This window comes from Mesorhizobium sp. BH1-1-5, from assembly GCF_020165615.1.
Lineage (GTDB): Bacteria > Pseudomonadota > Alphaproteobacteria > Rhizobiales > Rhizobiaceae > Mesorhizobium.
The window spans coordinates 1-26,847 of sequence record NZ_JAIUIM010000019.1; the positions used below are offsets into that span (position 1 = coordinate 1).

The following is a 26,847-nucleotide window of genomic DNA, read 5'->3' on the forward strand; positions in this document are numbered from 1 at the left end:
GGGCAACGCCCGGCCGCGCCCCCACCCCCCCGGCCCCCACCCCCCGGGTTTTAGGAGCCGGCCCCTGTCCCCGGGGCCGGCTCCGCTATTTCGGGGCCATGGGATTCGACGCCACGCTCACTGGTTGCTACCTTCTGGCTGCCGCGAACGCGTCAGCCCAACAGGAACAATTGCAGGTGGAAGCAACCGAGAGCACTGCATGGTGACCGAGCCTAAATCCCCACGCCTCGCCGTCCTTATCGATGCCGACAACGCCTCGGCGAAAATCGCCGACGGCTTGTTTGAAGAGATCGCAAAAATGGGCGAAGCCAGCGTCCGCCGTATTTACGGCGACTTCTCAAACGCGAGATCGAGGGGTTGGGCAGACGTTCTTTCGAAGTATGCCATCATCCCGCAGCAGCAATTCGCCTACACCACGGGGAAGAACGCGTCCGATATCACTCTGGTGATCGATGCCATGGACCTACTGCACAGCGGCCGCTTTGACGGCTTCTGCTTGGTTTCGTCCGACAGCGATTTTACGAGGCTTGCAGCACGAATCCGCGAACAAGGCGTCGATGTTTTCGGCTTCGGAGAGCAGAAAACACCGGAGAGTTTTCGGCAAGCGTGCCGCCGCTTCGTTTACACTGAAAATCTTCTTCCCGGCGCGGTTAGCCCTCAAGATACAGCCGTAACCGCAAGGCCGCTTCATGCGCTAAACGCGGCTACGCCGATGCTCAAGAAAGTCATCGGCCAAATGGAGAGCGAGGATGGATGGGTTCTCCTCGGGACCTTCGGCAAGCAGCTGTCAAACTTGTTCTCCGATTTTGACCCTCGCACCTATGGCTTCGGCAAACTCAGTGATCTCGTGAGGAAGACGGAGGAATTCGAAATCGAGACATCGAAGAGTGGCGCTATGCGAATACGGCTGAAGCCCAAACGCTCGAAAGGCTCAGCAAGCAAAGCGGTATAAGCTCTGAAACTATTTTGTTCATCTTCCCAAGGCCGATTGACAGATGCACTATGGAGCTTCTGGGTTACGGGCAATGCTGGAAATCCCTGACGATCGCTGCGAGCGCCATCGGCTTTTCAAGGCCATAGACGAGGCCTTCAAGGCGGGTGACTTCGACGGACTTGGCAAGGCGCTCGGCGGCTCGGCGCGCTGGTTCGACGAGCGGATGCCGTTCGAGCTCGGCCTTGGGCATCCGCTGGAATATGCGATCTACTGGAGCCCGGCCGCATTCATCACTGCCTTGCTCGATGCCGGCTCCAACCCGAATTATGAAGATCCTGCCGGTTTTCCCTCGATCATCGCGGCGTTGTCGACGGAACGACCGGACCGGCTGGAGGTCGTGCGTATCCTGCTCGAACATGCCGCCGGCCCGGATATGCGCGGTGTGAACGATTGGACGCCGCTGCACTACGCGGTGTCCCGGCGCGACGCCGAGGCGATCCAGCTGCTGCTCCTGTCAGGCGAGGACCCTTTGCTGAGGACCCGCATCGACGACTACGAAACGGCTTTGGAAGGCGCGGAAGAGGCCGGCTTCGAAGCCGGCGCTTTCCTGCTGCGTGAGGCTATGAACGGCCGCCGCTGATGAAGTCGCGCCGAGCTGCCAGCCCGCCGCCGTCATACTGCTTTCAGCTGGGCCTTGAAGCGTTTGGCATTGGCGACATAGTGGGCGGCCGAGACGCGCAGCCGCTCGATCGCCACCTCGTCCAGCGTGCGAATGACCTTGGCGGGCGAGCCGACGATCAGCGAATTGTCCGGAAAAACCTTGTTTTCCGTCACCAGGGCGCCGGCGCCGACCAGCGAGTTGTTGCCGATCCTGGCGCCGTTCAGCACGATGGCGCCCATGCCGATCAGGCTGTTGTCGCCGATCGTGCAGCCATGCAGCAGCGCCCTGTGGCCGATCGTGCAGCCTTTGCCGATGGTCAGCGGAAAGCCCGGATCGGTGTGCATGATCGTATGTTCCTGCACATTGGTGTCGGCGCCGATCGCAATGAGCTCGCCATCGCCACGGATGACGACGCCGAACCAGAAGCCGACATTACGACCAATCGTGATGTTGCCGATCAGCGTCGCGTCCGGCGCGATCCAGTTCGTATCGGCGTCCTCGAATTCAGGCGCCTTCCCATCGATCGCATAGATCGGCATTTTTCGTCTCCGATTCGTCTCAACCAGCGAATTCGAGAGACCCTAGGTTGGCGGTTGCCCAGGATGCAATGGCAATGAGCACGACGCCGAGGGCCAAGGCCCAGGCGATGGCCGTGCAACCGCAGGACAACAGCGCCATCGTGCCGATGCGGCCTTCTCGGCGGGCGGCCAAAGCCTCGTTGGTGAGCATGAACGGCCCGGCGCAAGCCGTCGCCGCCAGTGAACGCAGGATATGGACGGGCGAAACATAGGGTTCGGCAAAGGCGAGGCGCCGGCCGGACAAAAGTTCCATGGCAGATCCGGCCAGTCCGCAGGCCGTGACACCAACCGCAAACGCGTAAAGAACAAGCACAACGGGATCCATGTTTACCAACCGTTTACCATGAATACGCACAGTCGTGCCAACGCGCTGCAAGAGCCATGCCGCGCAGGCTGTGCCGCCGAAGGACAGATGGGCGGATCGGGGAAGAGGAATGAGACAGGCAACCGTGGCCGAGAGCGCTGAATTCCAGGTCGTCGATTCGACCTTGATGAAGCGGGTCTTCTACATCTTCGCGGCGCTGGCGCTGCTTTCGGTGGCGATCAGCGTCGGCGGCAAATGGCTTGGACGGTCCATCGCCATGGCCGGCTATACGGATGATGCGACGGTGCGCCAGATCGTCATGGGCAACAATCTGATCAGCGTGCCGGCAAACTTCATCCGCTTCGACCAGGCGAGGCGCGACGGCATCGCCTCGCGGCTCGACCTCTATCTGCGTTATCCCGAGATGGACGGTTACAGCACGGCCGCGCGCGACGACTTCAACCACGCGACCACCAGGAAGATCATCTTCCTGTCGTTCGAGCCGAGGATGATGTCGCGCGACATGAGCGGCCGCTTCGCGCCGATCTACAGCGCTCTGATCGAAAAGCCGGGCACGCCCGGCGCGGGCGGCACGACGGTTTACGCCTTCAGCGAAAAATCAGGCTACCTGAACGAGGTGCTGGCCGTCGCTGAACGTCCCGGCAAGGATCCGTTCGTCGCCCGCTGCCTGAGCGGTCCGAGCGCGGAGGAATCGCTGGCGCCCTGCGAGCGCGACATCCAGGTTGGCGACGATCTCAGCCTGACCTACCGTTTTCCCCGCGAACTGCTGGCGAACTGGCCGGCGCTGGACGCGGCTATTGCCGCCAAAGTGGCGAGCATCCTGAAGACAGGCCACTGACGGTTACGATTTCTGCTTGCTGCGCTATCGGCTTCGAGTTGGCAGCCAGAAATACCAACTGGCATCGGACTGACAAGGCGCGCTAATGGTCAACCCATGAAGCCAGCCTACCTCGCCTTCGACCCCGCCAGCCGTCGCCTGCGTCTCGACCCGCACGAGCCGGCCTTCGTTCAAAACCCTTATGAGGCGTATGCCTTCATGCATGGTGCTTCGAGCGCCTTCTTCTGGGAAGACTATGGCTTCTGGTGCTTTGGCGGCTTCGACGACGTCAACCGGCTGCTGCGCGACCGCCGTTTCGGCCGGCAGAACCCGGCCGGGATTCCTGACAGTCGCGGCGTAGGCGACGACCGCTCGCATCTCATGGCCTTCGACGCGATCGAGGCCAATTCCATGCTGGAGCTCGAGCCGCCGGTGCATACGCGGCTCAGAACGCTGGTCAACCGCGCCTTCGTCTCACGCCAGGTCGAGCGGCTCAGGCCACGCGTCGAGGCCTTGGCCAATGAGTTGATCGACCGCTTCAAGCCAAACGGCGCCGACCTTCTGTCCGCCTACGCCTCGCCCTTGCCGATCACCATCATCGCCGAAATGCTCGGCGTTCCGGTCGCGATGGGGCCGCAACTGCTCGACTGGTCGCATCGGATGGTCGCCATGTACATGCATGGCCGCACGCGCGAAATCGAGGACACGGCCAACCGTGCCGCGCGCGACTTTTCCTCGTTCCTGCGCGGCTACGTCGCCGAACGGCGTAAGAATCCGGGCGACGACCTGCTGTCGCTGCTGATCGAGGCCCAGGACAACGGCCAGAAGCTTTCCGAGGACGAGCTGGTGTCCTCGGCCATCCTGCTTCTCAATGCCGGTCACGAGGCGACCGTTCACCAAACCGGCAATGCGGTGCGCGCGATCCTCGCGCAAGGCGGCGATCCCCGCCGCTTCTTTGCCACACCCGAGACGAATGCCGCGGCGGTCGAGGAATGCCTGCGCTTCGATGCGCCGCTGCATATGTTCCTGCGCTATGCCTATGAGGAAATCGAGGTTTCGCCGGGCATCCTGGTCAAGCCCGGCGAGATGGTAGCGCTGCTGCTCGGCATGGCCAATCACGATCCTCTGGCTTTTGCCGAACCCGATACCTTCAATCCTGCCCGCACCGACCAGAAGAACGTCTCCTTCGGCGCCGGCATCCATTTCTGCATCGGCGCGCCGCTGGCCAGGCTGGAGCTCCAGGTGTCACTGAAGACGCTGTTCGACCGGCTGCCGAAATTGAGGGTAGCCGAGAAGCCGCGCTTCCGCGACACTTACCATTTCCATGGGCTGGAGAAGGTGGCTGTGGCCTTTTGAGCTGAGGCCTTCCGAACGCCGTCATCCATGGGCGTAGCGACGCGAAGCGGAGCGCAGACACAGGGATCCATTCCGTGACTTTGGCCGAGGGATGCAGCGGAGCAGAATTCTTCGCCGTGGTAGCAGCCTTAACGTTGCGGCATGGATTTCTATCGTCCGCGCGCGTCGCTTCGCTCCTTGCTCCGCCATGGAATGACGAAGCGACGGGCGCTCCGGCCTCCAGCGTAGCCTCCGCCAATAGGAGCGCATTCAAAGCTTGATCACATATTCCTTGCGCGTCGTCTCGAACACTTCCCATGTGCCATTGAACCCAGGCCTCAGCACGAAACTGTCGCCTGCACGCACCGTGCGCGACTCGCCGCCATCCTCGGCAATGACCGAGACGCCGGACAGGATGTGGCAGAACTCCCATTCGTCATAGACGATGCGCCATTTGCCCGGCGTCGCTTCCCAGATACCGGCATAGAGGCTGCCGTCGCGCTCCTCGACATTCCAGGTGCGGAATTTCGGATCGCCCGAAACCACCCGATCCGGGGCCGGCGCGCCGGCCTCCGGTTCGACGGCGTCGACATTGACCGCTAGAAAGGCCGACATATCAGACCTTGCCGAGCGCCTGCTCGAGATCGGCGACGATGTCGTTGACATCCTCGATGCCGACCGAAAGGCGCACGGTGTCAGGCCCGGCGCCGGCCTTGACCTTCTGTTCGTCGGAAAGCTGGCGGTGCGTGGTCGAGGCCGGATGGATGACCAGCGACTTGGTGTCGCCGACATTGGCCAGGTGCGAGAACAGTTCCAGCCCCTCGACGAACTTGACGCCGGCCGCATAGCCGCCCTTGAGGCCGAAGGTGAAGACGGCTCCGGCGCCCTGCGGCGAGTATTTCTTCTGCAGCGCATTGTTCTTGTCGCTCGGCAGTCCGGGATAGTTCACCCAGGCAACCTTGGGATGGTTTGAGAGCCAGCCGGCAACGCTCGCCGCATTGTCGCAGTGGCGCTGCATGCGCAGGGGCAGCGTTTCCAGGCCGGTCAAAAGCAGGAAGGCGTTGAAGGGCGAAATCGCGGCGCCGATGTCGCGCAGGCCAAGCACGCGCGCGGCAATCGCGAAGGCGAAATTGCCGAAGGTCTCATGCAGGACGAGACCGCCATATTCAGGACGCGGCTCCGACAGCATCGGATACTTGCCGGATTTCGACCAGTCGAAGGTGCCGCCGTCGATGATGCCGCCGCCGATCGAATTGCCGTGGCCGCCGATGAACTTGGTCAGCGAATGCACGACGATATCGGCGCCGTGCTCGATCGGCCGCACTAGGTAGGGCGAGGCCAGCGTGTTGTCGACGATTAGCGGCAGGCCGTGCCTGCGAGCGATGTCGCCGATCTTCTCGATATCGACGAAGATACCGCCGGGGTTGGCAAGACTTTCGATGAAGATCGCCTTGGTCTTGTCGTCGATCTGGCTTTCGAAGGTCGCCGGATCATTCGCTTCGGCCCAGCGAACTTCCCAGCCGAAGTTCTTGAAGGCATGGCCGAACTGGTTGATCGAGCCGCCATAGAGCTTGTTGGCGGCGATGAAGTTGTCGCCAGGCTGCATCAGATTGTGAAAGACCAGCACCTGAGCGGCATGGCCGGAGGCGACGGCGAGTGCCGCGGTGCCTCCTTCCAGCGCGGCAAGGCGCTCCTCCAGCACCGCCTGCGTCGGATTCATGATGCGGGTGTAGATGTTGCCGAAGGCCTTCAGCCCGAACAGCGAGGCGGCATGGTCGGCATCGTCGAAGACGAAGGAGGTGGTCTGGTAGATCGGCGTGGCGCGGGCGCCGGTTGCCGGATCTGGCTTGGCGCCGGCATGGACCGCTAGAGTGTTGAAACCGGGCGTACGGGTCATCGAAACCTCCCTCTCAAATCTTTCGAAAATCGCCGGGCATTCTTGGCGAAGCCCGAGTGGGAATGCAAAGAAGAAAATACCTTTCGGGGCGCGATCTGCGACGAACGCCCGGGAAAATGCATTTCTTCCCGGAATAATTTTGCGCGAGCCGCGATCCGCTTATTTCTGCCGCACGCCGAAGCTCTGAAACCCCTGGCGCATCAAGGGTTTTTTCGACGACAGAACGCCGGAGTTGACGCCGGTCCAGCCGATCTCGCCGGACAGCTTGCCATATTCGATCTTCGGGCAGCGGTTCATCACCACCTTGATGCCGGCGACCTCGGCCCGCGCAGCAGCCTCGTCATGGCGCACGCTGAGCTGCATCCAGACGACCTTGGGCAACGGATCGAGCTTGAGCACCTGGTCGACGATGCCCGGCACTGCCGAGGAGGCACGAAAAATGTCGACCATGTCGACCGGCTGCGGCAGATCGGCCAGGCTGGCATAGACCGTCTGCCCGAGGATCTGTTTGCCGGCATGGCCGGGATTGATCGGCAGCACCGAAAAGCCCTTAGCCAAAAGATATTTCAGCACGAAATAGCTCGGCCGCACATCGTTGGGCGATGCACCGACCATAGCGATCGTCTTCACCGAATTGAGGATGCCGGCGATATAGGCGTTGTCATAGGTATCGTGATTCATGGCTCGTCCTCATACAGTGCTTCGGCGAGAAAGGCAGCCGGATCGCTGCAGAAGTCGCGCATCATGCGAAAATGATCGGTGTCCTGAAAATCGATCAGGTCGAGGCCGAAGCGGCTGATGCGGAAGAGCCGCGCATTCGGACAGGCCATCAGCAGTGGCGAGTGCGTCGCCATGATGACCTGCGCGGTGCCCGACTGCTCCATGCGCCGGAGCAGCTTGAGCAGTTCGATCTGGCGCGTCGGCGACAGCGCGCTTTCGGGCTCGTCGAGAATATAGATGCCCTGCCTGCGGCAACGCTCCTCGAAGAAGCGGATGAAGCCCTCGCCATGCGACCAGGACAGGAAATCGGGGGGCGGCGGTCCGAACGGATCTTCAACCGCCGCCTTATCCAGATAGCGGGCGACCGAGTAAAAGGACTCGGCGCGGAAGAACCAGCCGGCGGTGACCTTTGGCAGCCAATGCGCGCGAAATGTCCCGGCGAGTGACGCACCGCTTTTGTCGATGGCGATGGAATGATCTACCGGACGATAACCCTTGCCGCCGCCCGCCTCGTCATAGCCGGCCAGCGCGCCGATGGCTTCGAGCAGGGTCGATTTACCGGTGCCGTTTTCGCCGACGATGATGGTGATGGCCGAAGCGAATTCGAACTCGAATGCGCGCTCACCGAAGAGCGGCAGGTTCCAGGGATATTTTTCCCAGTCGGACACGCGCGACGGCTCAAGCAGGATGCGCTTGAGATAAGGCGCTTTCAGCCGCGTCAGTTGCCTGCGGGCGGCCACGTCGAACCTTCAAGGATGGGATGGCGCGTCTTCATTCAAACCGGTTACTCGTCGGTCCATTCGGGCTTGCGCTTGCCGATGAAGGCGCCGATCCCTTCTTCGGCGTCGCGCGCCAGCATGTTCTCCACCATCACCCGGCCGGTATAGGCATAGGCGTCCGCGAGCCCCATTTCGGCCTGGGCATAGAACGCTTCCTTGCCGGTCTTGACGACCAAAGAGGATTTTGAAGCAATGGTTTGCGCGTATTTGTTGACAACCTGATTCAGATATTCGCGCGGCACGATACGATTGATCAGGCCGAATTCCTTTGCGGTCGCGGCGTCGATCGTCTCGCCGGTGAGCAGCATTTCCATCGCCTGCTTGCGCGAGACGTTGCGCGACAGCGCCACCATCGGCGTCGAGCAGAACAGGCCGATATTGACGCCGGGCGTGCAGAAGCTCGCCTCGTGCGAAGCGATGGCGAGGTCGCAACTGGCGACCAGTTGCAGGCCGGCCGCGGTCGCCAGGCCGTCGACCTCGGCGATCACCGGCTTGGGATGGCGCACGATGGTCTGCATCAGGCTTGCGCAGGCCGCGAAGGTCTGTTGGAAGAAGGCCTTGCCGCGATCCGGCTCGGCGCGATGCGCCGTCATTTCCTTGAGGTCGTGGCCGGCACAGAACACTTTTCCCGATGCCGCCAGGATAATGACGCGCACGGATTTGTCGGCCTTGACGCGATCGAACTCGGCTTGCAGCGCCGCCATCGTCGCCAGCGACAGCGCATTGGCCGGCGGGCTGGCGAGCGTGAGGCGCAAGACGCCCTTGTCCTGACTTACAAGAACGGGGCCGTCGGCGACGGCGGGCTTGATGGCGACGACTTCGGCCATTTCCAACCTTTCGGGTCAGCGCTCGCAGGTGCATGGAGCAATAGAACTACCACGCTGCCGGTTGAAGAACAGCCGCGAGGCGTGTTTTCTCCGTCGCACCGTTTGGTCCAGGCACAATCGCCCGGAGCTTGCCATCTCATATAGGACGCCGCCCATGCCTGCCCAAAGCGATCTGAAGCCGATGCTCAATGCGGCGGAAGTCAATGCGCTGATGGCGAGCGTCTATCCGCAGCTCAACGACAATTTCACCTCCTATGAGGCGATCGACGTGTTTCCCGGCGGCTGCACGGTGCGGCTCAACGCCGACGAGCGGCATCTGCGCCCGGGCGGCACGGTCTCGGGTCCGTCGCTGTTCACGCTGGCCGACATCGGTGGCTATGTCTGCGTGCTCAGCCACGCCGGCCCGGACGCGCTATCGGTGACGGTCAACCTCGACATCAACTTCATGCGCAAGGCCGAAGCCGGTCCGATCGACGGCCATTGCCGCATCCTGAAGCTCGGCAAGAGCCTGATGGTGTTCGACATCGACATCGTCGCAGGCCCGGACCGCCACACGGTAGCGCACGCCACGGGCACTTATTCGATCCCAAGGAAGCGGGACTCAAGAGGTTGAAATGAAGAGCTACTTCGCGCTTGTTGAAAAGACCGGAGATAGCGCGTTCGGTGTTCAATTCCCGGACATTCCCGGCTGCTTTTCGGCTGCGGACGAGGAAAAGGATATCGTTCCAAACGCAGTCGAGGCTCTGCAGATCTGGGCCGAGGATATGCCAGTTGCCGAGCCGTCCAGCCATGAGGCAATGATCTCTATTCCCGAAATCCGTGCCGTGCTGTCCCGTGGGGCCTATCTGGTTTCGGTGCCCCTAGTCCGGCGGCTTACGTGAGGCGACCTTGTGGTAAAATAATACCATTCAACCAACCTATTGTTTTTTCTACATTTTGTTCTCTATACGCATTTTCCGCTGCCTTGACGCGCTAAGCGCCCTCGCCTATAAGCCCTCCCGAAGCAGCGGCCCGCAAAGGCCGCCGTTTTTGTTATTGGCGGGTCGGCTCCGGCCTTCCGTCAATCCAAGCAACAAGAAACGCCTTTTTCTGGCACTGTCAGAAAAGGTCAACGTGAGAGCAAAACCATGGCTACCTTTTCGCAGAAGCCTGCGGATGTGGTGAAGAAGTGGGTGCTGATCGACGCCGAAGGTCTCGTCGTCGGTCGTCTGGCCACTGTCATCGCCAACCATCTGCGCGGCAAGCACAAGCCCACCTTCACCCCGCATGTCGATGATGGCGACAATGTCATCGTCATCAATGCCGACAAGGTGGTGTTCACCGGCAAGAAGTACACCGACAAGGTCTATTACTGGCACACCGGCCACCCCGGCGGCATCAAGGAGCGCACCGCGCGCCAGCTGCTCGAGGGCCGTTTCCCCGAGCGTGTCGTCGAGAAGGCCGTCGAGCGCATGATCCCGCGCGGCCCGCTTGGCCGCCGCCAGATGAAGAATCTCCGCGTCTATGCAGGCGCCGAGCATCCGCACACCGCCCAGCAGCCCGTCACGCTCGACGTGGCCAAGCTGAACTCCAAGAACAAGAGGGCTTCATAATGGCTGAGCTTTCCTCGCTCGCAGAACTCGGCACCGTCGCCGCGCAGCCGGCCGCGCCCGTGCATATCCAGAAGCTCGACAAGTCGGGCCGCGCCTACGCCACCGGCAAGCGCAAGAACGCCATCGCGCGCGTCTGGGTGAAGCCGGGCTCCGGCAAGATCACCGTCAACGACAAGGAATTCGCGACCTATTTCGCGCGTCCGGTGCTGCAGATGATCCTCAACCAGCCGATCGTCGCGGCCAACCGCGCCGGCCAGTACGACATCGTCGCCACCGTCATCGGCGGCGGCCTCTCCGGCCAGGCGGGTGCTGTGCGTCACGGCATCTCCAAGGCGCTGACCTACTATGAGCCGGGCCTGCGCTCGGTGCTCAAGAAGGGCGGCTTCCTCACCCGCGACAGCCGCGTGGTCGAGCGCAAGAAGTACGGCAAGGCGAAGGCCCGCCGCAGCTTCCAGTTCTCGAAGCGCTAAGCGTTACGAAGTCCAAGCATTTCGAAAGGCCGCCTCCGGGCGGCCTTTTTTGTTTTCATTACCAGTGCCCGGCCGGCGTTTTGATGTAGTCGATGAAGGCGCGCAGTGGCGCCGGCACTAGGCGGCGCCCGGGATAATAGAGAAACGGCCCGGAAAATTGCTGCCACCACGGCTCCAGCACAGGTTCCAGCACGCCGCTCTCGAAATGCGGACGCACCCAGTCCTCGAAGAGCCACAGAATGCCGACGCCGGCGATCGCCGCATCGATGGCGAGATCGACACCTCCACCAATGCTGACGAGCAATGGTCCCGTGGTATCGACCCGCACCACCTCACCATCCCGCTCGAACTCCCAGGGTGTCATGACCCCGCTCGGGAAGCGGCCGCGCACGCAGGCATGGCCAAGCAGGTCGCGGGGATGCTGCGGCCGACCGTGCCGGTCAAGATAGGCCGGCGCGGCGGAGGTGGTGAAGCGCTGCGTGCGCGGCCCGATCGGCACGGCGATCATGTCCTGCTCCAGCCGCTCGTCATAGCGGATGCCCGCATCGCAGCCAGCCACCAGCAGATCGACAAAGTTCTCCTCGGCAATCACCTCCAGGCGAATGGCGGGATAGGCCGCCAGAAATCCCGGAACGATTCTTGGCAGCACCAGCCGGGAGGCGCTTATCGGCACGTTGAGCCGCAACGTTCCGGCGGGCCGGTCGCGAAAGCCGTTTACCACATCGAGCGCTGCCTCGACCTCGCCAAGCGCCGGACCGAGCCGCGCCAGCAGGCCGGCGCCAGCCTCGGTCAAGGCGACGCTACGCGTGGTGCGGTTGAACAGCCGCACACCGAGTTGGGTTTCCAGACGGCGGATGGCTTCGCTGAGTGCGGACGCGCTGCCCGCCGTCGCACGGGCTCCTTCGCGAAACCCGCCGGCCCGCGCCACGGCCATGAACGCCTGGAGATCGTTGAGATCAGTCGCCATTGTCCTAAATCTCGTACAAGCTGTGCCGAATATAGCCGATTATCGGGACAGCGGCCATGCCCTATCTCCGTCGCCGACAGCGAAGGAGAACCACGATGTCCAGCGTAGACAAATCCGGCACCTACAAACTCGGCGACCGCTCGGTCAACCGCCTCGGCTATGGCGCCATGCAGCTTGCGGGCAAAGGCGTGTTCGGCCCGCCGAAAGACCATGACGCGGCGGTCGCCGTGCTACGCGAAGCGGTGGCGAACGGGGTCAACCACATCGATACCAGCGACTATTACGGTCCGCACGTCACCAACAAGCTGATCCGCGAGGCACTGGCGCCCTACCCCGACGACCTCACCATCGTCACCAAGATCGGCGCCCGTCGTGGCGAAGACGCCTCCTGGCTGCCGGCTTTCACAGCCGATGAGCTCGAACAGGCCGTGCACGATAATCTTCGTAACCTTGGCCTCGAGGTGATGGACGTCGTCAATCTGCGCATCATGTTCGGGGTGCACGGTCCAGCGGAGGGCTCCATCGAGCCGCAAGTCACCAAGCTTGCCGAGCTTCAGCGCAGAGGCCTGGTGCGCCATGTCGGCTTGAGCAACGTCACCCGCGCGCAGATCGCGGAAGGCCGCAAGATCTGCAAGATCGTCTGCGTGCAGAACCAGTACAATCTGGCGCACCGGGGCGATGACGCGCTGATCGATGAGCTGGCGCGAGACGGCATCGCCTACGTGCCGTTCTTCCCGCTGGGCGGCTTCAACCCGTTGCAGTCCTCGACGCTCTCAGGGGTCGCGGAACGGCTCGGCGCAACGTCGATGCAGGTGGCGCTGGCGTGGCTGCTGCAGCGCTCGCCCAATATCCTCTTGATCCCGGGCACGTCATCGGTCGGGCATCTGCGGGAGAACCTTGCGGCGGCGGAGTTGAAGCTGTCGTCGGATGTGCTGCGGGAGCTGGATGGCGTGGCGAAAGCGGCGTGAGGCGCGATTGGCAGTTCCAGCGCTGACGCCTGCTAGTTTATACTCGCTGTATGCGCCGGCTCAGCAGCTTTGCCGTCGCTCGTATAAGGCACGCGATAGCCATTGGCCGTCAGCCACTCGATCGCGGCTTTCGGCTCGTCGGTCTGGATGATGGTGGCACCGCGGTCGATCCAAAAACCCCAGGCCTCGCGCGGCAGGCTGGCGGCAACGGCTAATTCGTCGCCGCGGCCGCCGGCGAGGAAGCCGCCCGGCTTGTTGACGATGGCATAGGTGTCGGCCCAGAGATGCCAGTCGCCCCGCGCCGCTTCCGCCCGCATGTGGTTGCTGAACAGCGGACCGCCGGTCGAGGTCAGCGTCTCGGCGCCGTTGCGCCAGTTGATCAATTCGATGGCGCGCGGCGCGAATGCCTTGTCGACCTCGCCAGCGAAAAGGGCGTCATGCACGGCGTCGTCGGCGAGGATCGGCATGAACTGGAAGCCGCCGCCGGCCTTGGCAAGCGCGGCGCTCGCGGCATCGATGCGCTGCCGGCTCCACAGGTTCTCCTTGACGATCACCTGATCGGCCATGCCGAGATCGCGCGCCTCCGCGATCATGCCCGGCAGGTCGGTCACTTCCAGCTTGTTGTCGAGGTTGATCAGGATCCTGTCCCTGGTCGTAAGCAGCATCTCGCGCAGCGTCGACACCGTCTCGCTGGTAACGGCGCCGGTGCCCTCGATGACCAGCCGGCATTTCTTCAGCTCGGCAAGCGTGTATTTGACAACCTCGCCCTTGCAGGTGGTCGTGCGGTCGAGCCAGCTGTCATGCATGATGACGAGCGCCCCGTCTTTCGCGCGCCGGACGTCGACCTCGACGATCTCGGCGCCGATCGCGATCGAACCCTCGACCGCGGCCAGCGAATTCTCGGCGTAGAGCGTCTTGCCGGCCTGCATGCTGCCGGCGCGGTGCGCGGCGATCATCACGTGGTCGCGCCACTGGTTGGCATGTTCGAAACGGTCGAGGATTTGGCTCGCTCGTGTCTCGCCGGCTAAACTTTGGCCGGAGACAGCGCCAAAAGCGGCGGACAGAAGAAGGCTCAGCCAGAGTGTTCGCATCGGGGAATCGCTCCGTTCCGCGTCGGAACCCGGTTAGGCGATGCCCATGACAGGCAGGTGAACGAAGCCGGCTAGCTGTTTCGCGTCAAAGCCCGTCAAATCCGCTTGGAAAGGCGCCGGAACCAGGCCAGCGCCGGCATTTCGACGAAGCGCCAGGTGAACCAGGACGCGACGACGACCGCGATCAGCATGGCGATCAGAGCCGCAAAACCGATCCAGGGAGAGCCGGCGCCGAAGCCGGTCGCGTGGTCGCCGCGCAGCATCAGATCGCCGACAATGCCGAGCCCGAGCTTGCGTTCGATCAGGCCGCCGACATTGATCATGCGGGCCTGGACGAAGATGTGGACCATGTAGATCGAATAAGAGAGCGAACCGAGCAGCAGCATGGGCCGGCTGCGCAGAGCCACGCTGACCCACCCGCCTTCATGGGCAAAAAGATAAAGCGCCAGAGCGAAGACGACCGGCGCGGCGATGCCGATATCGTTGGTGCCGGCAATGGAGACGAACAGCGCGATCCCAGCGATCATCGCAAGTTCAGCCAGGGTCCAAGCAAGGCGCCCCGCCCCGCTGGTGGGCGCCTGTCGCGCCTCTGCAATGGAATCGTGCTGAAACCAGGCAAGCAAAGCGCCGAGCGAGAAGCCGTAAAGGCAACGGATGAAGCCGAAATCGAAGGACACGTCCATATGACGCGTCGAGACCGCGAGCAGGAAAAGCGGCGCCGTCACGGCGGCGGCGGCGAACCATATCCAGGCGCGCTGGCCAGCGGCGAAGACGACGGCGGCAAACAGCAGATAGGTGAAGAACTCGGCCGAAATGCTCCAGCTCGGCGCGTTCCAGCTCAGATGATCCTCCACGCCCATGCCCTGCAAAAGGAAGAGGTTGGTGACCAGGCTCTTCAGGTCGAAACCCGCGGTGAAGGGCGCGGGACCCGTCCCATGCAATGCCGGCAGGACGAGCCGCAGCGCCTCGAAGCCGGCGAAAGCGGCAAGCATCAGGAGATGCAGCGGATAGATGCGGCCGAAACGCACCACGGCGAACCGTGTGAGATCATCCTGCTCGCTCAGCCGGCTGCCATAGGCGCTGGCAATGACGAAACCGGAGAGCACGAAGAAGAAATCGACGAACAGATAGGAGCCGCCGACAAAGGCGCTTTGCGAGACGATCGAGGTGGTCGGGAAGTGGAACAGCGCCACCAGCAGCGCGCAGATGCCGCGCCAGGAATCCAGCACCAGGAAGCGCTCGCCGGCCATCGTGCCGACGCGGGTCGCCGCGGGTGCGGGTGCAAGGTTGAGCAGAGCCGTCTCAGCCATAATGATACAGATCCTGTATTGCCGTGGCACTCGCCGAGCGCCGCCTCGTTTCGGCAAGCTGTGACTGGCATGTTGCGTGCCGGTTCTGTAGTGGTGGCTGCCCGATGAGAACCGAGGACCCGTAATGGCGAACCAGAACATCGACAACGCCTTCACCGCCCGCTCCAAGACGGGCGCGTCGTTCGAGCCGACCTATGCCGGCGCGCTGTCGTTCATGCGGCGCAAATACACGAAGGACGTGAAGGGCGCGGACGCTGTCGTGTGGGGCATTCCCTTCGACGCCGCCGTCACCAACCGGCCGGGCGCCCGGTTCGGGCCGCAGGCGATCCGCCGTGCCTCGGCGATCCTCGACAACGATCCGCAATACCCGTTCTCACGCGACCTCTTCGAGCATCTTTCGGTGGTCGACTACGGCGATTGTCTGCTCGACAGCGGCAACCACCAGAAGACGCCCGGCACGATCGAGCGCGAGGCGGCCAAGATCCTGAAATCAGGCGCGTTCCTTTTGACGCTCGGCGGCGACCATTTCGTCACCTGGCCCCTGCTCAAGGCGCATGCCGCGATCCACGGCCCGCTGGCGCTCGTGCAGTTCGACGCGCATCAGGACACCTGGCCGGATGATGGCAAGCGCATCGACCATGGCTCCTTCGTCGCCCGCGCGGTGAACGAAGGCATCATCGACCCCGACCGCTCGATCCAGATCGGTATCCGCACGCACGCGCCCGACACGTTCGGCATAAAAATCCTCTACGGCCATGAGGTCGAGGAAATGCGCGCCTCCGACATCGCCTACGCGATCGTCGAACGCACCGGCGGCAAGAAGACCTACCTCACCTTCGACATCGACTGCCTCGACCCGGCCTTTGCTCCCGGCACCGGCACGCCGGTGGCCGGCGGCCCCTCCTCGGCCAAGATGCTGTCGACGCTGCGCCAGCTCGGCCAGATCGACATCGTCGGCGCCGACGTCGTCGAGGTTGCGCCGGCCTATGATCATGCCGATATAACGGCGATCGCCGGATCGATCATCGCCATGCACTATCTCGGCCTGCTGGCGGAGCGAAAGGCACGAGCGGAAGAGTTGAACAACGGCAATCACGCGGCAGTAAATCACGCCCACGGCATATGACATTGGAATCGCAGGGAATTTGGCAAGCGATGAAACCGAAAATCTTCATTGACGGCGAACACGGCACGACGGGCCTGCAGATCAGGGCGTTGCTGGCCGACCGCGGCGACCTCGAGATCATCTCGATCCCGACAGAACGCCGCAAGGAGGCCGCCGCCCGCGCCGAATTCCTCAACGCGGCCGACGTTGCGATCCTTTGCCTGCCGGACGCCGCCGCCAAGGAAAGCGTTTCGCTGATCGAAAACGACACGACCAAGGTGATCGACGCCTCGACGGCGTTTCGCGTCGCCCTGGGCTGGGAATACGGCTTTGCCGAGATGGACAAGGACCAGGCGAGGAAGATTGCCGGCGCGACGCGCATCGCCAATCCGGGCTGCTGGCCGCAGGGGCCGATCGCGACGCTGCGGCCGCTGGTTGCGGCCGGCCTGCTGCCCGCCGACTTCCCGGTCACCGTCAACGGCATCTCCGGTTATTCCGGTGGCGGCCGGCCGATGATCGAGGACTATGTCGGCAAGGGCGAGGACGCGCCCGAGTTCCTGCCCTACGGGCTGACGCTGCAGCACAAGCATGTTCCGGAGCTGCGCACCTATGCGAAGTTGTCGCACGACCCGATCATGCAGCCGGCTGTGGGCAATTTCGCGCAAGGCATGATCACAGTGGTGCCGCTGCAGCTCGGCGGTCTCGACCGCATACCGACGGGCGCCGAACTTCATGCGGCGATCGCCGACCATTATGCGTCGATCAAGGGCGGCGTGGTCGAGGTCGCGCCCTACACGCATATGGAGCGCATGCCGGAGATCGACCCGGAGGTCTATAACGGCACCAACCGGATGAAGGTCTACGTGTTCGCCAATGACGAGAGGGCGCAGGCACTGCTGATGGCCGTCTACGACAATCTCGGCAAGGGCGCGTCGGGGGCCGCGGTGCAGAACCTCGACCTGACGCTCGGCATCAAGCACTGAGCGGTCATGCAGGCATTCCCTGAGCGCTGGAAGGTCAGCGCTCCCGAGCTCATTGCCGAGACGTTTTCCAGCCGGATCTGGAAGGTAACGCGCGAAGATGGTTCGCCGGCAATCGTCAAGGATCTGAAACCCTTCGACGATGTCGCGGACGAGTTGCGCGGCGAGCACTACCTCGCCTGGCGGCGCGGCGAAGGCGCCGTTCGGCTGCTCGGTCGCGACGGCAATCGCATGCTGCTCGAATATGCCGGCGACAGGCTGCTTTCCGAACATCTCGCTGCGCATGGCGACGATGCGGCCACTACCATCGCGGCCGAGGTGATGGCGCGGCTGTTCTTGCCGTCCGAGTATACGCCTCCGGCCGACCTGCAGCCGCTAAGGGAGCGATTCGTCAGCCTTTTTCGCGCTGCCAAAACGGACAGCGATGCCGGCCGCGGCACGCTCTACGTCGAGGCGGCGGCGATCGCCGAACGGCTGCTCGCCGACCCGCATGCTATGCGCCCGCTGCATGGCGACCTGCACCACGACAACATCCTGTTCGGGCCGCGCGGCTGGCTGGCGATCGACCCGAAGGGTGTCATCGGCGATCCCGGCTTCGACGCGGCGAACATGTTCTACAATCCGCTCGACCGCGACGATCTCTGCCTCGACCCGAACCGGATCTCCCATATGGCTGACGTGTTCGGCAAAACGCTCGGGCAGTCGCCGCGCGCCATCCTCGACCACGCGATCGCCTATGGCTGCCTGTCGGCCGCATGGCATCGCGAGGACAAGAACGCGGTCGACGAAAACCGTGAGCTGGCCGTCGCCGAGGCAATCCGCATGGTGCGGGCAAGGTTCTGATCGTTCAGGCGAAGGCTGCGGCGGTAACGGTGGATTCACCATAATCGGCTACTGATGGAATCCAGCCTTCCGCAAGGGATTTTCCATGGTCAGCGCAATCTCGAGCTCCGTCCAGTCGGTGCAATATTCCTCGTCCACATCGTCCGACGACGCGGCGCAGGAGGCCGCGCTCGAAAAGCAGATCCAGGCCCTGCAAGATCAGGCTAAGGCAGCTCAGGATGAAGCCGACGCGGCGAGGCTGCAGCAGCAGGCCGCGGCCCTCCAGGCCAAACTCGATGCGCTCAAGGCCGCCGACGCGAAAAAGGCCGACCAGAACCAGTCGACGACGTCCACGGCCGCGGCGCGCCAGGCGGAATTCGACAACGAACCGACGACCCAGTCGCATTTGTTCTCGATGTGACCGTCAGCTCTTTTCTTGACGCAGTTCCGGACGGAAAACCGCTTCACATTTTTCCTGGAATTGCCCTGACGTTTATCTCGGTCGGCAGCGGATAAGCGCCCTTGGTGCCGCGCCAATGCGCGGCGGCAAAGCCAAGCAACACAAGCGCGAGCGCCTGATGCGTCAACGCCATGTGCAGCGGCACCTGCATCAAGAGCGTGCCGATGCCGACCGAGGCCTGGACGACCACCAGCGCGAACAGAAGCGTGGCCCGGCGGGCATGGGTGGTGCCGGGCTGGCGCCGCCACGTCGCAATCATATGCCAGAGCGCCACGACAAAGACCGTATAGGCGCCTATGCGATGCACGAACTGCACCGTCTTCGGATTTTCGAAGAAGTTCAGCCAGGCAGGCTTCAGGAGAAGCAGGTCGGACGGGATCACCTTTCCGTCCATCAGCGGCCATGTGTTGTAGGAAAGGCCCGCGTGCAGCCCGGCGACCAGCCCGCCGAGATAGATCTGGATCAGCGCCAGCAGGACGATGAAGCCGGCGAGCCGCTGCGTCGACCGGTCGGCGGCGGGCTCGGAATGCGGCGCGAGACCTCGCGCGACCACCATGGTGGCGGTGAAGATCAGCGCGGCAAGCGTCAGATGCGTCGCCAGCCGGTACTGGCTGACCGAGACGCGCTCAACCAGGCCCGAAGCCACCATCCACCAGCCGATGGCGCCTTGCAGCCCGCCGAGCGCCAATATGCCGACGAGCTTCAGCCCAAGTCCGCGTTCGATGCGGCGTGTCGCCCAGAAGAACAGCAGCGGCAAGGCAAAGACGACGCCGACGCTTCGGGCGAGCAGCCGGTGCGCCCACTCCCACCAGAAGATCGACTTGAAGTCCTCGACGCCCATGCCCTTGTTGATCTCGGTATATTGCGGGATCTGCTGGTAGCGCCGGAACTCTTCCTGCCATTCGGCGTCGTTGAGCGGCGGGATGACGCCATGAATCGGCTGCCACTCAGTGATCGACAGCCCCGAGCCGGTGAGACGGGTGGAACCACCGACCAGCACCAGCGCGAACAGCACCAGCAGCACAACGTAAAGCCAGCCGCGCACCAAGGCGCGGTTCTGCAGGTTGCGGTGTCGAGCGGCATAGGGGGCCGTGGCGGTGATGGCAGCCATGGGCGTTTTTCCGGCGGTTGAATTCGCGGGATTGGTGGACCAAGGCCGCTCAACTGGCAAGGCTGGACAGCGCGGCACGCCGTCGCGCCAAGCCGCGACGGTTGCGCGCGCACCTCATTGAGCCTAAGCGAGACTGATCAACGAGACCGCGACATGCCTATTCGCCTGAAAAAGCTGATCGGAACCATATTGCTGGTGGCTCTGGTCATCATCTACGCGCTGATCGCGTCGGCCGTCGCGGTCACCAGGCTCGCCGAATACGGGCCCACGGCGCATCTCCTGTTCTTCGTGCTCAGCGGCTTTCTCTGGGTCCTGCCGGCCATGGGCATCATCAAATGGCTGCTCATCGAGCCGCGCCCGAAGGGCTGACCCTCGCTGGCGCCAAGCAATCGCAAACGCGAATGTGATTCAGACGTGATCGGGTGCGCGCCTACCTTGCCTCGCTCATAGGCTCGGCAGGGAGGCTTGGCATGCTGAGAACCATGTTGGCGGGGCTGATCGTTCTGATCTGCTCGCTCGCCGCTTCGATCGCGACCGCGGAAACCATCGATGTCTCGGACGCACATGGCGGCAGCGTCGCCGCCTACAGCCAGCGCTGGAAGGGGCTTGCGGCACGCGGCGTCGACGTACGCATCGTCGGCAAGTGCCAGTCGGCCTGCACCGTGCTGCTCGGCTATATTGCGCGCAGCCGCATCTGCGTGACGCCGGCCGCGAGCTTCGGCTTCCATCTGGCGCACCGGCCCGACATGACCGCCATTTTGTGGAACGCCTATGCATCCGACATCAGAAGCTGGATCAAGGCGCATGGCGGGCTTGAAACGCAGCTCAAATGGATGAGCGCGCCGGACACCTACCGTTATTTCCACAAGTGCTGATCAAGGCGCAGGCGAGGCAGGCCTAGATGGTAACGACCATCTTGCCCGCGTTGGCGAGCGGCGTGGTGATACCGGACAGCATCGTGCGGATATGCGCCACGCTCTGGTAGCGGCCATTGACGGAGATGCGCGGCAGCGCGTGCAGGAAGCCGGCATGCTCAGCGCGCAGCACGCCATGCCTTGTGGTCACTGCCGAGGCATAGCCTGCGTCGCGGGCAAAGCCCACCTCGCGGCAGCCGACGGCGCTGGCATAGCCATAAGGATAAGCCAAATGGCGCGGCTCCTCGCCGAGCCTTTCCGCGAGGATGCGGCGAACGTCGCCGATCTCATGGCGCGCATCGGCTTCGGACAGCCGCTTCAAGTTGCGATGGTTGACAGTGTGCGCGCCGATGGTCACCAGCGGATGCGCGGCCATGGCTCGGAGCTCATCCCAATTCATCAAGGTGCATGAGCGGCCCGAGCTCGGCTTGAACCCATTCGAACGCGCCAGTTCGCGCAGCGCGGCGCCCTGCTCTTCCTCGGAGACTTCCAAGGTCAGCCAGGCGTTCAGCCGCGCGACGGCCTGGATCTTTCTGCCTGGTGTCGAGCAATCGATCACCGTCGGCTTGCCCGCCATTGTCAGCGTCAGGCGCGAACTGGTGTCGACGATGTCCTCGATCACGTCCCACCAGAGTTCGACGGCGCCGTCGATCAGGCTGGGGGCGACGTAGATAGTGATCGGCGCGCCGTGCTTTTCCAGGATCGGAAGCGCCTCGGTCATGTTATCGCGATAGGCGTCGTCAGCGGTGATTGTGGCGAACTGGCCGCCTTTCCCACCCGTCTTGATGCGCTCGATCGCTTCATCAAGGGAAACAAAGGCATAACCCCGCCCCTTCATGTCTGCGATCAACCTGTCGAGGAAGGCGGGGGCGATGTTCAGATGCCGATTGACCCCGTTCGGCTTCTCGGGTGTCGCGGTGACCCGGTGCAGCATCAGGATAGCGCCGATGCCGCCGACAAACGGCCGCGCCAAGGGCGCGAGACCGGTGTAGCGGGCAAGGTTCAACGCCAGTTTGCGGATTGCCTCGCCCCCGTCGATCATTCCTTCACCTTTTGCGCCTAGGCTCATCCAAGCACGAATTGCGCCTATGCGAACCCCCAAGTCGGAACCAATACGTCTTAAGGATTGAGGGATGGTTGACGCCACAGCGTCATTTGACGGCAACCAGATCGCGGTCAACGAGATTTCCGCGCGCCCCATGCGAGCCGATCAGGGCCGGTGGATTGCGACCGCCAGCGGCGCTGCCGGCCTTGCCGACTACGCACAACTTTGCGCTTCGGCGCTGTATGCGCCGGCACAAAGCGCATCCTGGGTGAGCAACTGGGCTGCCGCGACCGGCGCCGACATGGTCATCGCGACGCTTGACTGCGACGGCCATCCAGCGCTTTCGCTGGCGCTGGAAGTCATACGCCGTGGCCCGTTCAAGGTTGCCCTTTTCACCGGCGGGCGTCACGCCAATGGCAATTTCGCGGCGGTTGACCCGCGCTTCCAGCCTGCCATCGACGGCCCCGCGATCCGGTCGATGTTCCAGGCGATCGCCAAAGCGCGGCCGGACATCGATCTGATCTCGCTGGAACGGCTGTTGCCAGACCTCGACGGCATCGCCAACCCGCTCGCCGCGCTACCCGGTTTCCCAAGTCCGAACCTTGCGCTCGCGGTCGATCTCGACGGCGGCTTCGACGCGCTGCTGTCGCGCGCGAGCGGCAAGCGCAAGCGCAAGAAGCATCGTTCGCAGACGCGCAAATTCGAGGTTGTCGGCACTTTCCAACGCATCGAGGCCCGCACCCCCGAAGAGGTCGACAGGCTGCTCGATGCGTTCCTCGAGATGAAGGAAGTACGCTTCGCCAAGATGGGCATCGCCAATGTCTTTGGCGATGCGGGCGTACGCGCCTTCTTCCGGGCGCTGTTTACCGATGCGCTCACCGAAGAGAAGCCATCGTTTTTGCTGCATGGCCTGGACGTGGCTGGAAAACTGCGCGCGGTGACCGGCTCCAGCCGCTCGGGCAAGCGGCTGATCTGCGAGTTCGGCGCCATTGCCGAGGACGATCTCGCCTTCACCAGCCCCGGCGACTTCCTGTTCTTCGACAACATCCAGGAGGCCTGCGAACTCGGCTTCAGTGCCTACGACTTCTCGGTCGGCGACGAGCCTTACAAACGGCTCTGGTGCGATATCGAGATCCAGCATTTCGAGGTGCTCGCGCCGCTGACGCTGAAGGGCCGCGCATTGGCGACGGCGATGCGGCAGGGCGCGCGGAGCAAGGCCTTCATCAAGAACAACCCGACGGTCTGGAAGCTGACCAAGATGCTGCGCCGCAAGGCGGCGGGTCAGGCTGCGCCCGCTCCCGCCGAGGACGACGGCTAAGCCTGGCCAGCCGCTAACTACGCCGCCTGAACGATCTCGACCAATTCAACGTCGAACACCAGGTCTTTTCCGGCCAACGGATGATTGCCGTCGAGCTTGACGCTGGCGTCGTCCACGCCGATGACCGTTACTTGCATGGGACGTCCCTCGCGGGTGCGAGCCTGCAATCGAGTGCCAACATCGACGTCGATGTTTGCCGGCACGGCAGCACGGTCGATGGTTACGACCGCTTCGGGGCGATGGGGGCCATAGGCGGCGTCGGAAGGAACGGTGACAGTGCATTTCGTGCCGACTTCCATGCCCTCGACATGGGTTTCGAGACCAGGAATTACCTGCCCTTCACCCAGTGTGAACTGCAGCGGTTCGTTGCCGGAAGAATCAAATTGGGTGCCGTCGACCAGACGCCCAGTGTAGTTGATGCGTACGGTGTCGCCATTCTTGGCCTGTGTCATAACAGCCATCCTTTGGGAGTTTGGGGGACCGGCCTAGGGCTCAGGGTCCCGCTCTCGATCATCCACGCACGAAGGTGCGGAGCGCGAAACATCAGAACTAGGTGCCTTGCCGACGATGTAAAGTGCCGGAGCCGCCGAAAATGTCCTGGCCGGTCCTGTACGCCTGAGGATTGTCATGCCCGGCATCGACCAAACCGTGCTCGATACAGCGCGGTCTGCTCCGAGTATCTCGGGGCGTTGGCAAGCGTTGCGATGGTGCAGAACAGCCCTGCAGAACAGCCCTATTGGCCTGCAGCTTTATGCCGCCGAGCGACGTCCAGGCAACGGATTTCCCGGCTCGTGACCAACCGGCGAGACCAGCGTCAGGGTCGGATAGCCGTTCTCGATCAGCTTGACCGCGGCCTGCGTCACCTGATCGTCGGCCTCCAGCATCGACAGGAAGACTTCGGTGCCGTCTCCGACCAGTCGGCCAATGCCTTGCGCGTCGGCCGGGCCGCATTCGACCACGACGAGATCATAGGCCGTGGTGAGCGACTGCATGATGATCGGCAGCCGGTCGGCGGCGCGCATGGCGCGGACAGCGTCGGCGGTGCCGACCGGGATGACATGCGCATCCGAATAGAGATCGGGATGGATGACGTCGCTGAACTGCGCTTCGGACGCAAGCAGATTGGTGATGCCGGGGAAGAGGCTCGTGTCCAGCATCGGCCGCGACGCCGCGCCTGACGCGGTGAGATCGAGCAGCAATACGCGCAGGCCGGCGTCCGATACTTCGCGCGCCACGAGAACGGCGGACGCCGCCGCCTCGTCGCCCTCCGGCGACACGAAGATCGCGCGCGCGGCACCTGAGGCGATCAGCTTCTCCGCAGCCTTGTCGACATCGATCTCGCCGAGCCTGGATTGCCTTGGTTCGGGCGCCGATTCGCTCGATCCGGAAGCTTCCACCGCGCTGGCATGAACCACCACCGGCTCGCGCTCGGCCGGTCTCGGGAGTTCGGCTTCCGCGATCGAATGTCCTGCCCCAGCTTCCTCGTAAGGCGCAAAAGCCCGACCTTCATCATGTTCCTCAGCGACCATCGGCTCCTCCCTGGCCGCAGGCATCGCCACCTGCTCGATATCGGCAAAGCGAGCGCCGGCGGCCGGACGCATGGCGCGGCCCGAGAACAGTTCGCCAAGCAGCGTTCCGATCGCCATCAGCAGCAGCGAAGCGGCTGCGGCCGCTCCGGTGATCGGCCCGATCTTCGGGAAATAAGGCTGGGACGGAACCTGGGCGCTTGCAATCAGGCTCGCCGCGACGGGCGAGTATCTGCGATCCTTGCGCGAGGCCACCGCATTATAACTTGCCATATAGGATTCAAGCTGTTGGCGCTGAACATTCGCGTCGCGCTGCAATGCGTCCAGCTGCACCTGCTGCTCGCCGGCGCGTGCCGAGGCGGCTTTCAGCGTGTTGACGTCCGCGGCCAGCTGATCCTCGCGTGCCCTGGCCGTCTGAGCCTGGGACGACAGGCCTCGAATGATCTTTTGCGCCTCATTGCGAATCTGGCCGTCGAGGTCGGCAAGCTGCGATTTCAGCGCCCGGATGCGCGGATGGTTGTCCAGCAGGGTCGTCGAAAGATCGGCAATGTTGGCCCTGAGCTCCACCTGGCGCTCGCGCAGGCGCTGGATCAGCTCGGAGGACAGGACCTCCGGCACGCTGTCCAGCGAACCGCCATTCTGCAGCGCCCGGCGCACGCTTTCGGCGCTCGCTTCAGCGGCGGCGCGGCCGGCCCGCACGCGCGACAATTCGCTCGACAGTTCGGCGAGCTGCTGAGTCGGAAGCACCGCGTTGTTGCCGCCCATCAAAAGGTCGGACTGGGCGCGGAAGGCCGCGACCTTGGCCTCCGCGTCCTTCACCCGATTCTGCAGGTCGGCGATTTCCGGCGCCAGGAAATCGGTGGCGGCGGCGTTCGATTCGAGCTTGGCGTCACCCTTCGAGGCGATATAGGCCTCGGCAATACCGTTCGCGATATCAGCGGCAAGCTTGGGATCCTTCGAGGCGAACTCAATGGCGATCGCGCGCGTCTTTTCAACCGCATAGACGTTGAGCTTGTCGTGCATGGCATTCAGCACGCGCTCTTCCGGCGGGATATCGAAGGGATCGCTTTTCAAACCGACAAGAACGAGCATGCGCCCGAGCGCCGACATCTTCAACGCTTCGTCGAACTCCGGCAGCTTGTCCAGCTTGAGCTTGGTCGCCACCTGCTTGAGGATATCGGGCGAGGAAATGATCTGGACCTGAGTCGCTACGCCCTGCTCATCGAAAATCGGCTTGTCGTCGTCGTTGGTGCCCGGCGGCCGGGTGTATTCCGATTCGCGCGAGCCGATCTCCAGCTTGGCCGTCGCCTTATAGTAAGGCGTTGCGAGCCAGGCCAAAGCAAAGGCCAGCGCGGCGACCATGAGCGTGACAAGAACAATGCGCAGCCAGTTCCTCGCCAAACTGGCGAAAAGCTGTCTTAGGTCGACATCGACATCTGCGGCCGCGGACTGAACGGACATGCATCCTGCTCCGAACTTTGAGTCGAGACGGACCGTAAACAACTATGGTAACCCACCCGTTAAGATCGAAATGCATGCTTATTAGACAACCCTCAAAGAACATCGAGCAAAAGCAATAGAACAATTGGGCTTTTTGCCGATCCGCGCCCTCCCGGACCGCACTCCTTTACCGCCCATTAACCCTAACAGGATGATAACGGTCGCACTTTCCTGGGGTTGGCCGCGGCTTGCGGCAAGAGCGATGAAGGTTCCTGGCCGGTCATGAAAAGCACTGCTTCCCTCTTTCGCGCTTTGCTTGCCCTGTCGCTGCTGACCGGCTGTTCGAGCTATCGCCCGACGCCCGCCGCCTTCCACGAGGTGCTCGACCAACCTTACCGGCTCGGCGCGGGCGACCGCGTCCGTGTCACGGTGTTCGAGCAGGACGGGTTGACCAACACCTACAGCGTCGACCAATCCGGCTATCTCTCCTTCCCCCTGGTCGGCGCGGTGCCGGCGCGCGGCCACACCGCGCAGCAGTTGGAAAAGGAGCTCGCCGACAAGCTGCGCCAAGGCTATCTGCGCGACCCCGACGTTTCGGTCGAAATCGACCGCTACCGGCCGATCTTCGTCATGGGCGAAGTGGGCGCTGCCGGCCAGTATTCCTACGTGCCGGGACTCACGGTGCAAAAGGCGGTCGCCATTGCTGGCGGCTTCACGCCGCGCGCCAATCAGGGCAGCGTCGACATCACCCGCGACATCAACGGCAAAGTGATGACCGGACGGGTGCTGACATCCGATCCGCTCCTGCCCGGCGACACCGTCTACGTCCGCGAACGCCTGTTCTGAAAAACCCGT

Annotated in this window: 31 protein-coding genes; 17 read left to right on the forward strand and 14 right to left on the reverse strand. The window is 63.2% G+C overall.

The window, feature by feature from the left end; translation table 11 throughout:
* Nucleotides 1–199: 199 nt before the first annotated feature.
* Together LB572_RS23320 and LB572_RS23325 are read left to right on the forward strand one after the other, a co-directional pair.
* Complete coding sequence (locus LB572_RS23320) at nt 200–952, forward strand: NYN domain-containing protein (protein WP_224669377.1); 753 nt, start codon at nt 200–202, stop codon at nt 950–952.
* Nucleotides 953–1,025: 73 nt separating this feature from the next.
* Nucleotides 1,026–1,574, forward strand: a complete 549-nt coding sequence (locus tag LB572_RS23325; RefSeq protein WP_224669378.1) for an ankyrin repeat domain-containing protein — start codon at nt 1,026–1,028, stop codon at nt 1,572–1,574.
* Nucleotides 1,575–1,606: 32 nt separating this feature from the next.
* On the opposite strand, the gene LB572_RS23330 is transcribed toward LB572_RS23325, so the two are convergent.
* The gene (locus LB572_RS23330) at nt 1,607–2,134 is read right to left on the reverse strand and encodes a gamma carbonic anhydrase family protein (RefSeq protein WP_224669379.1); all 528 of its coding nucleotides are present in this window, start codon (nt 2,132–2,134) and stop codon (nt 1,607–1,609) included.
* A gap of 19 nt (nt 2,135–2,153) precedes the next feature.
* The gene (locus LB572_RS23335) at nt 2,154–2,498 is read right to left on the reverse strand and encodes a DUF6949 family protein (protein ID WP_140809460.1); all 345 of its coding nucleotides are present in this window, start codon (nt 2,496–2,498) and stop codon (nt 2,154–2,156) included.
* A 109-nt stretch (nt 2,499–2,607) separates the two neighbouring features.
* On the opposite strand from LB572_RS23335, the gene LB572_RS23340 reads away from it, so the two are divergent.
* Together LB572_RS23340 and LB572_RS23345 are read left to right on the forward strand one after the other, a co-directional pair.
* Complete coding sequence (locus LB572_RS23340; protein ID WP_224669380.1) at nt 2,608–3,336, forward strand: hypothetical protein; 729 nt, start codon at nt 2,608–2,610, stop codon at nt 3,334–3,336.
* A gap of 96 nt (nt 3,337–3,432) precedes the next feature.
* Nucleotides 3,433–4,671, forward strand: coding sequence for a cytochrome P450 (locus tag LB572_RS23345; RefSeq protein WP_224669381.1), 1,239 nt, complete (start codon nt 3,433–3,435; stop codon nt 4,669–4,671).
* Between the two features lie 249 nt (nt 4,672–4,920).
* On the opposite strand, the gene LB572_RS23350 is transcribed toward LB572_RS23345, so the two are convergent.
* From LB572_RS23350 to LB572_RS23370, 5 genes are all read right to left on the reverse strand, one after another.
* The gene (locus tag LB572_RS23350; protein ID WP_224669382.1) at nt 4,921–5,265 is read right to left on the reverse strand and encodes a cupin domain-containing protein; all 345 of its coding nucleotides are present in this window, start codon (nt 5,263–5,265) and stop codon (nt 4,921–4,923) included.
* Nucleotide 5,266: 1 nt separating this feature from the next.
* The gene (locus LB572_RS23355; RefSeq protein WP_140809445.1) at nt 5,267–6,547 is read right to left on the reverse strand and encodes an O-acetylhomoserine aminocarboxypropyltransferase; all 1,281 of its coding nucleotides are present in this window, start codon (nt 6,545–6,547) and stop codon (nt 5,267–5,269) included.
* Between the two features lie 159 nt (nt 6,548–6,706).
* A complete protein-coding gene (locus tag LB572_RS23360) occupies nt 6,707–7,228 on the reverse strand; it encodes a CoA-binding protein (protein ID WP_224669383.1) in 522 nt (173 codons plus the stop codon).
* A complete protein-coding gene (locus LB572_RS23365) occupies nt 7,225–8,007 on the reverse strand; it encodes an AAA family ATPase (RefSeq protein ID WP_140809441.1) in 783 nt (260 codons plus the stop codon). Before LB572_RS23365 ends, LB572_RS23360 begins: the two co-directional genes overlap by 4 nt.
* Before the next feature lie 44 nt (nt 8,008–8,051).
* Nucleotides 8,052–8,873: an enoyl-CoA hydratase gene (locus LB572_RS23370; protein ID WP_140809440.1), complete on the reverse strand. Its 822-nt coding sequence runs from the start codon at nt 8,871–8,873 to the stop codon at nt 8,052–8,054.
* A 154-nt stretch (nt 8,874–9,027) separates the two neighbouring features.
* Between LB572_RS23370 and LB572_RS23375 the strand changes: the two genes are divergently transcribed.
* From LB572_RS23375 to rpsI, 4 genes are all read left to right on the forward strand, one after another.
* A complete protein-coding gene (locus LB572_RS23375) occupies nt 9,028–9,486 on the forward strand; it encodes a PaaI family thioesterase (RefSeq protein ID WP_140809438.1) in 459 nt (152 codons plus the stop codon).
* Between the two features lies 1 nt (nt 9,487).
* Nucleotides 9,488–9,754 (forward strand): type II toxin-antitoxin system HicB family antitoxin, encoded by a 267-nt coding sequence (locus LB572_RS23380; RefSeq protein ID WP_140809436.1) that lies wholly within the window; start codon nt 9,488–9,490, stop codon nt 9,752–9,754.
* A gap of 246 nt (nt 9,755–10,000) precedes the next feature.
* Entirely contained in the window at nt 10,001–10,465 is a 465-nt protein-coding gene (gene rplM / locus LB572_RS23385; RefSeq protein ID WP_040983169.1) for a 50S ribosomal protein L13, read from the forward strand.
* A complete protein-coding gene (gene rpsI, locus LB572_RS23390; RefSeq protein WP_140809434.1) occupies nt 10,465–10,935 on the forward strand; it encodes a 30S ribosomal protein S9 in 471 nt (156 codons plus the stop codon). Before rplM ends, rpsI begins: the two co-directional genes overlap by 1 nt.
* Before the next feature lie 58 nt (nt 10,936–10,993).
* Here the strand turns inward: rpsI and LB572_RS23395 are convergent, their stop codons facing one another.
* A complete protein-coding gene (locus LB572_RS23395; protein ID WP_224669384.1) occupies nt 10,994–11,902 on the reverse strand; it encodes a LysR family transcriptional regulator in 909 nt (302 codons plus the stop codon).
* A 95-nt stretch (nt 11,903–11,997) separates the two neighbouring features.
* Here LB572_RS23395 and LB572_RS23400 point away from each other — a divergent pair, with 95 nt between their 5' ends.
* Complete coding sequence (locus tag LB572_RS23400) at nt 11,998–12,870, forward strand: aldo/keto reductase family oxidoreductase (RefSeq protein WP_224669385.1); 873 nt, start codon at nt 11,998–12,000, stop codon at nt 12,868–12,870.
* A 32-nt stretch (nt 12,871–12,902) separates the two neighbouring features.
* Here LB572_RS23400 and LB572_RS23405 read toward each other — a convergent pair whose 3' ends face one another.
* Nucleotides 12,903–13,961: a glycerophosphodiester phosphodiesterase family protein gene (locus LB572_RS23405; protein ID WP_224669386.1), complete on the reverse strand. Its 1,059-nt coding sequence runs from the start codon at nt 13,959–13,961 to the stop codon at nt 12,903–12,905.
* Nucleotides 13,962–14,056: 95 nt separating this feature from the next.
* Nucleotides 14,057–15,271 (reverse strand): acyltransferase family protein, encoded by a 1,215-nt coding sequence (locus LB572_RS23410; RefSeq protein ID WP_224669387.1) that lies wholly within the window; start codon nt 15,269–15,271, stop codon nt 14,057–14,059.
* 124 nt (nt 15,272–15,395) lie between these two features.
* Here LB572_RS23410 and speB point away from each other — a divergent pair, with 124 nt between their 5' ends.
* From speB to LB572_RS23430, 4 genes are all read left to right on the forward strand, one after another.
* Nucleotides 15,396–16,397, forward strand: coding sequence for an agmatinase (gene speB / locus LB572_RS23415; protein ID WP_224669388.1), 1,002 nt, complete (start codon nt 15,396–15,398; stop codon nt 16,395–16,397).
* Nucleotides 16,398–16,426: 29 nt separating this feature from the next.
* The gene (argC, locus tag LB572_RS23420) at nt 16,427–17,359 is read left to right on the forward strand and encodes an N-acetyl-gamma-glutamyl-phosphate reductase (protein ID WP_224669389.1); all 933 of its coding nucleotides are present in this window, start codon (nt 16,427–16,429) and stop codon (nt 17,357–17,359) included.
* A 6-nt stretch (nt 17,360–17,365) separates the two neighbouring features.
* Nucleotides 17,366–18,199, forward strand: a complete 834-nt coding sequence (locus tag LB572_RS23425) for an aminoglycoside phosphotransferase family protein (protein WP_224669390.1) — start codon at nt 17,366–17,368, stop codon at nt 18,197–18,199.
* An 85-nt stretch (nt 18,200–18,284) separates the two neighbouring features.
* Nucleotides 18,285–18,599, forward strand: a complete 315-nt coding sequence (locus LB572_RS23430; RefSeq protein WP_140809655.1) for a hypothetical protein — start codon at nt 18,285–18,287, stop codon at nt 18,597–18,599.
* 43 nt (nt 18,600–18,642) lie between these two features.
* On the opposite strand, the gene LB572_RS23435 is transcribed toward LB572_RS23430, so the two are convergent.
* Nucleotides 18,643–19,749, reverse strand: a complete 1,107-nt coding sequence (locus LB572_RS23435) for a COX15/CtaA family protein (RefSeq protein ID WP_224669391.1) — start codon at nt 19,747–19,749, stop codon at nt 18,643–18,645.
* A gap of 153 nt (nt 19,750–19,902) precedes the next feature.
* Between LB572_RS23435 and LB572_RS23440 the strand changes: the two genes are divergently transcribed.
* Both LB572_RS23440 and LB572_RS23445 read left to right on the forward strand, forming a co-directional pair.
* Complete coding sequence (locus LB572_RS23440) at nt 19,903–20,118, forward strand: DUF2842 domain-containing protein (protein ID WP_224669392.1); 216 nt, start codon at nt 19,903–19,905, stop codon at nt 20,116–20,118.
* Nucleotides 20,119–20,219: 101 nt separating this feature from the next.
* Nucleotides 20,220–20,624, forward strand: coding sequence for a hypothetical protein (locus tag LB572_RS23445; protein ID WP_140809649.1), 405 nt, complete (start codon nt 20,220–20,222; stop codon nt 20,622–20,624).
* 22 nt (nt 20,625–20,646) lie between these two features.
* Here the strand turns inward: LB572_RS23445 and LB572_RS23450 are convergent, their stop codons facing one another.
* Complete coding sequence (locus LB572_RS23450) at nt 20,647–21,705, reverse strand: polysaccharide deacetylase family protein (RefSeq protein ID WP_318014061.1); 1,059 nt, start codon at nt 21,703–21,705, stop codon at nt 20,647–20,649.
* Between the two features lie 91 nt (nt 21,706–21,796).
* Here LB572_RS23450 and LB572_RS23455 point away from each other — a divergent pair, with 91 nt between their 5' ends.
* Entirely contained in the window at nt 21,797–23,026 is a 1,230-nt protein-coding gene (locus LB572_RS23455; RefSeq protein WP_224669394.1) for a GNAT family N-acetyltransferase, read from the forward strand.
* 17 nt (nt 23,027–23,043) lie between these two features.
* Here the strand turns inward: LB572_RS23455 and LB572_RS23460 are convergent, their stop codons facing one another.
* Both LB572_RS23460 and LB572_RS23465 read right to left on the reverse strand, forming a co-directional pair.
* Entirely contained in the window at nt 23,044–23,478 is a 435-nt protein-coding gene (locus LB572_RS23460) for an FKBP-type peptidyl-prolyl cis-trans isomerase (protein ID WP_140809645.1), read from the reverse strand.
* A gap of 297 nt (nt 23,479–23,775) precedes the next feature.
* Complete coding sequence (locus tag LB572_RS23465; protein WP_224669395.1) at nt 23,776–26,013, reverse strand: GumC family protein; 2,238 nt, start codon at nt 26,011–26,013, stop codon at nt 23,776–23,778.
* 261 nt (nt 26,014–26,274) lie between these two features.
* Here LB572_RS23465 and LB572_RS23470 point away from each other — a divergent pair, with 261 nt between their 5' ends.
* On the forward strand, nt 26,275–26,838 hold the full coding sequence (locus LB572_RS23470; RefSeq protein WP_224669396.1) for a polysaccharide biosynthesis/export family protein: 564 nt from the start codon (nt 26,275–26,277) through the stop codon (nt 26,836–26,838).
* Nucleotides 26,839–26,847: the final 9 nt, after the last annotated feature.

Coding starts and splice junctions, on each gene's coding strand:
- LB572_RS23320 (WP_224669377.1), top strand. CDS start 200: ATGGTGACCGAGCCTAAATCCCCACGCCTCGCCGTCCTTATCGATGCC.
- LB572_RS23325 (WP_224669378.1), top strand. CDS start 1,026: ATGCTGGAAATCCCTGACGATCGCTGCGAGCGCCATCGGCTTTTCAAG.
- LB572_RS23330 (WP_224669379.1), bottom strand. CDS start 2,134: ATGCCGATCTATGCGATCGATGGGAAGGCGCCTGAATTCGAGGACGCC.
- LB572_RS23335 (WP_140809460.1), bottom strand. CDS start 2,498: ATGGATCCCGTTGTGCTTGTTCTTTACGCGTTTGCGGTTGGTGTCACG.
- LB572_RS23340 (WP_224669380.1), top strand. CDS start 2,608: ATGAGACAGGCAACCGTGGCCGAGAGCGCTGAATTCCAGGTCGTCGAT.
- LB572_RS23345 (WP_224669381.1), top strand. CDS start 3,433: ATGAAGCCAGCCTACCTCGCCTTCGACCCCGCCAGCCGTCGCCTGCGT.
- LB572_RS23350 (WP_224669382.1), bottom strand. CDS start 5,265: ATGTCGGCCTTTCTAGCGGTCAATGTCGACGCCGTCGAACCGGAGGCC.
- LB572_RS23355 (WP_140809445.1), bottom strand. CDS start 6,547: ATGACCCGTACGCCCGGTTTCAACACTCTAGCGGTCCATGCCGGCGCC.
- LB572_RS23360 (WP_224669383.1), bottom strand. CDS start 7,228: ATGAATCACGATACCTATGACAACGCCTATATCGCCGGCATCCTCAAT.
- LB572_RS23370 (WP_140809440.1), bottom strand. CDS start 8,873: ATGGCCGAAGTCGTCGCCATCAAGCCCGCCGTCGCCGACGGCCCCGTT.
- LB572_RS23375 (WP_140809438.1), top strand. CDS start 9,028: ATGCCTGCCCAAAGCGATCTGAAGCCGATGCTCAATGCGGCGGAAGTC.
- LB572_RS23380 (WP_140809436.1), top strand. CDS start 9,488: ATGAAGAGCTACTTCGCGCTTGTTGAAAAGACCGGAGATAGCGCGTTC.
- rplM (WP_040983169.1), top strand. CDS start 10,001: ATGGCTACCTTTTCGCAGAAGCCTGCGGATGTGGTGAAGAAGTGGGTG.
- rpsI (WP_140809434.1), top strand. CDS start 10,465: ATGGCTGAGCTTTCCTCGCTCGCAGAACTCGGCACCGTCGCCGCGCAG.
- LB572_RS23395 (WP_224669384.1), bottom strand. CDS start 11,902: ATGGCGACTGATCTCAACGATCTCCAGGCGTTCATGGCCGTGGCGCGG.
- LB572_RS23400 (WP_224669385.1), top strand. CDS start 11,998: ATGTCCAGCGTAGACAAATCCGGCACCTACAAACTCGGCGACCGCTCG.
- LB572_RS23405 (WP_224669386.1), bottom strand. CDS start 13,961: ATGCGAACACTCTGGCTGAGCCTTCTTCTGTCCGCCGCTTTTGGCGCT.
- LB572_RS23410 (WP_224669387.1), bottom strand. CDS start 15,271: ATGGCTGAGACGGCTCTGCTCAACCTTGCACCCGCACCCGCGGCGACC.
- speB (WP_224669388.1), top strand. CDS start 15,396: ATGGCGAACCAGAACATCGACAACGCCTTCACCGCCCGCTCCAAGACG.
- argC (WP_224669389.1), top strand. CDS start 16,427: ATGAAACCGAAAATCTTCATTGACGGCGAACACGGCACGACGGGCCTG.
- LB572_RS23425 (WP_224669390.1), top strand. CDS start 17,366: ATGCAGGCATTCCCTGAGCGCTGGAAGGTCAGCGCTCCCGAGCTCATT.
- LB572_RS23430 (WP_140809655.1), top strand. CDS start 18,285: ATGGTCAGCGCAATCTCGAGCTCCGTCCAGTCGGTGCAATATTCCTCG.
- LB572_RS23435 (WP_224669391.1), bottom strand. CDS start 19,749: ATGGCTGCCATCACCGCCACGGCCCCCTATGCCGCTCGACACCGCAAC.
- LB572_RS23440 (WP_224669392.1), top strand. CDS start 19,903: ATGCCTATTCGCCTGAAAAAGCTGATCGGAACCATATTGCTGGTGGCT.
- LB572_RS23445 (WP_140809649.1), top strand. CDS start 20,220: ATGCTGAGAACCATGTTGGCGGGGCTGATCGTTCTGATCTGCTCGCTC.
- LB572_RS23450 (WP_318014061.1), bottom strand. CDS start 21,705: ATGATCGACGGGGGCGAGGCAATCCGCAAACTGGCGTTGAACCTTGCC.
- LB572_RS23455 (WP_224669394.1), top strand. CDS start 21,797: ATGGTTGACGCCACAGCGTCATTTGACGGCAACCAGATCGCGGTCAAC.
- LB572_RS23460 (WP_140809645.1), bottom strand. CDS start 23,478: ATGACACAGGCCAAGAATGGCGACACCGTACGCATCAACTACACTGGG.
- LB572_RS23465 (WP_224669395.1), bottom strand. CDS start 26,013: ATGTCCGTTCAGTCCGCGGCCGCAGATGTCGATGTCGACCTAAGACAG.
- LB572_RS23470 (WP_224669396.1), top strand. CDS start 26,275: ATGAAAAGCACTGCTTCCCTCTTTCGCGCTTTGCTTGCCCTGTCGCTG.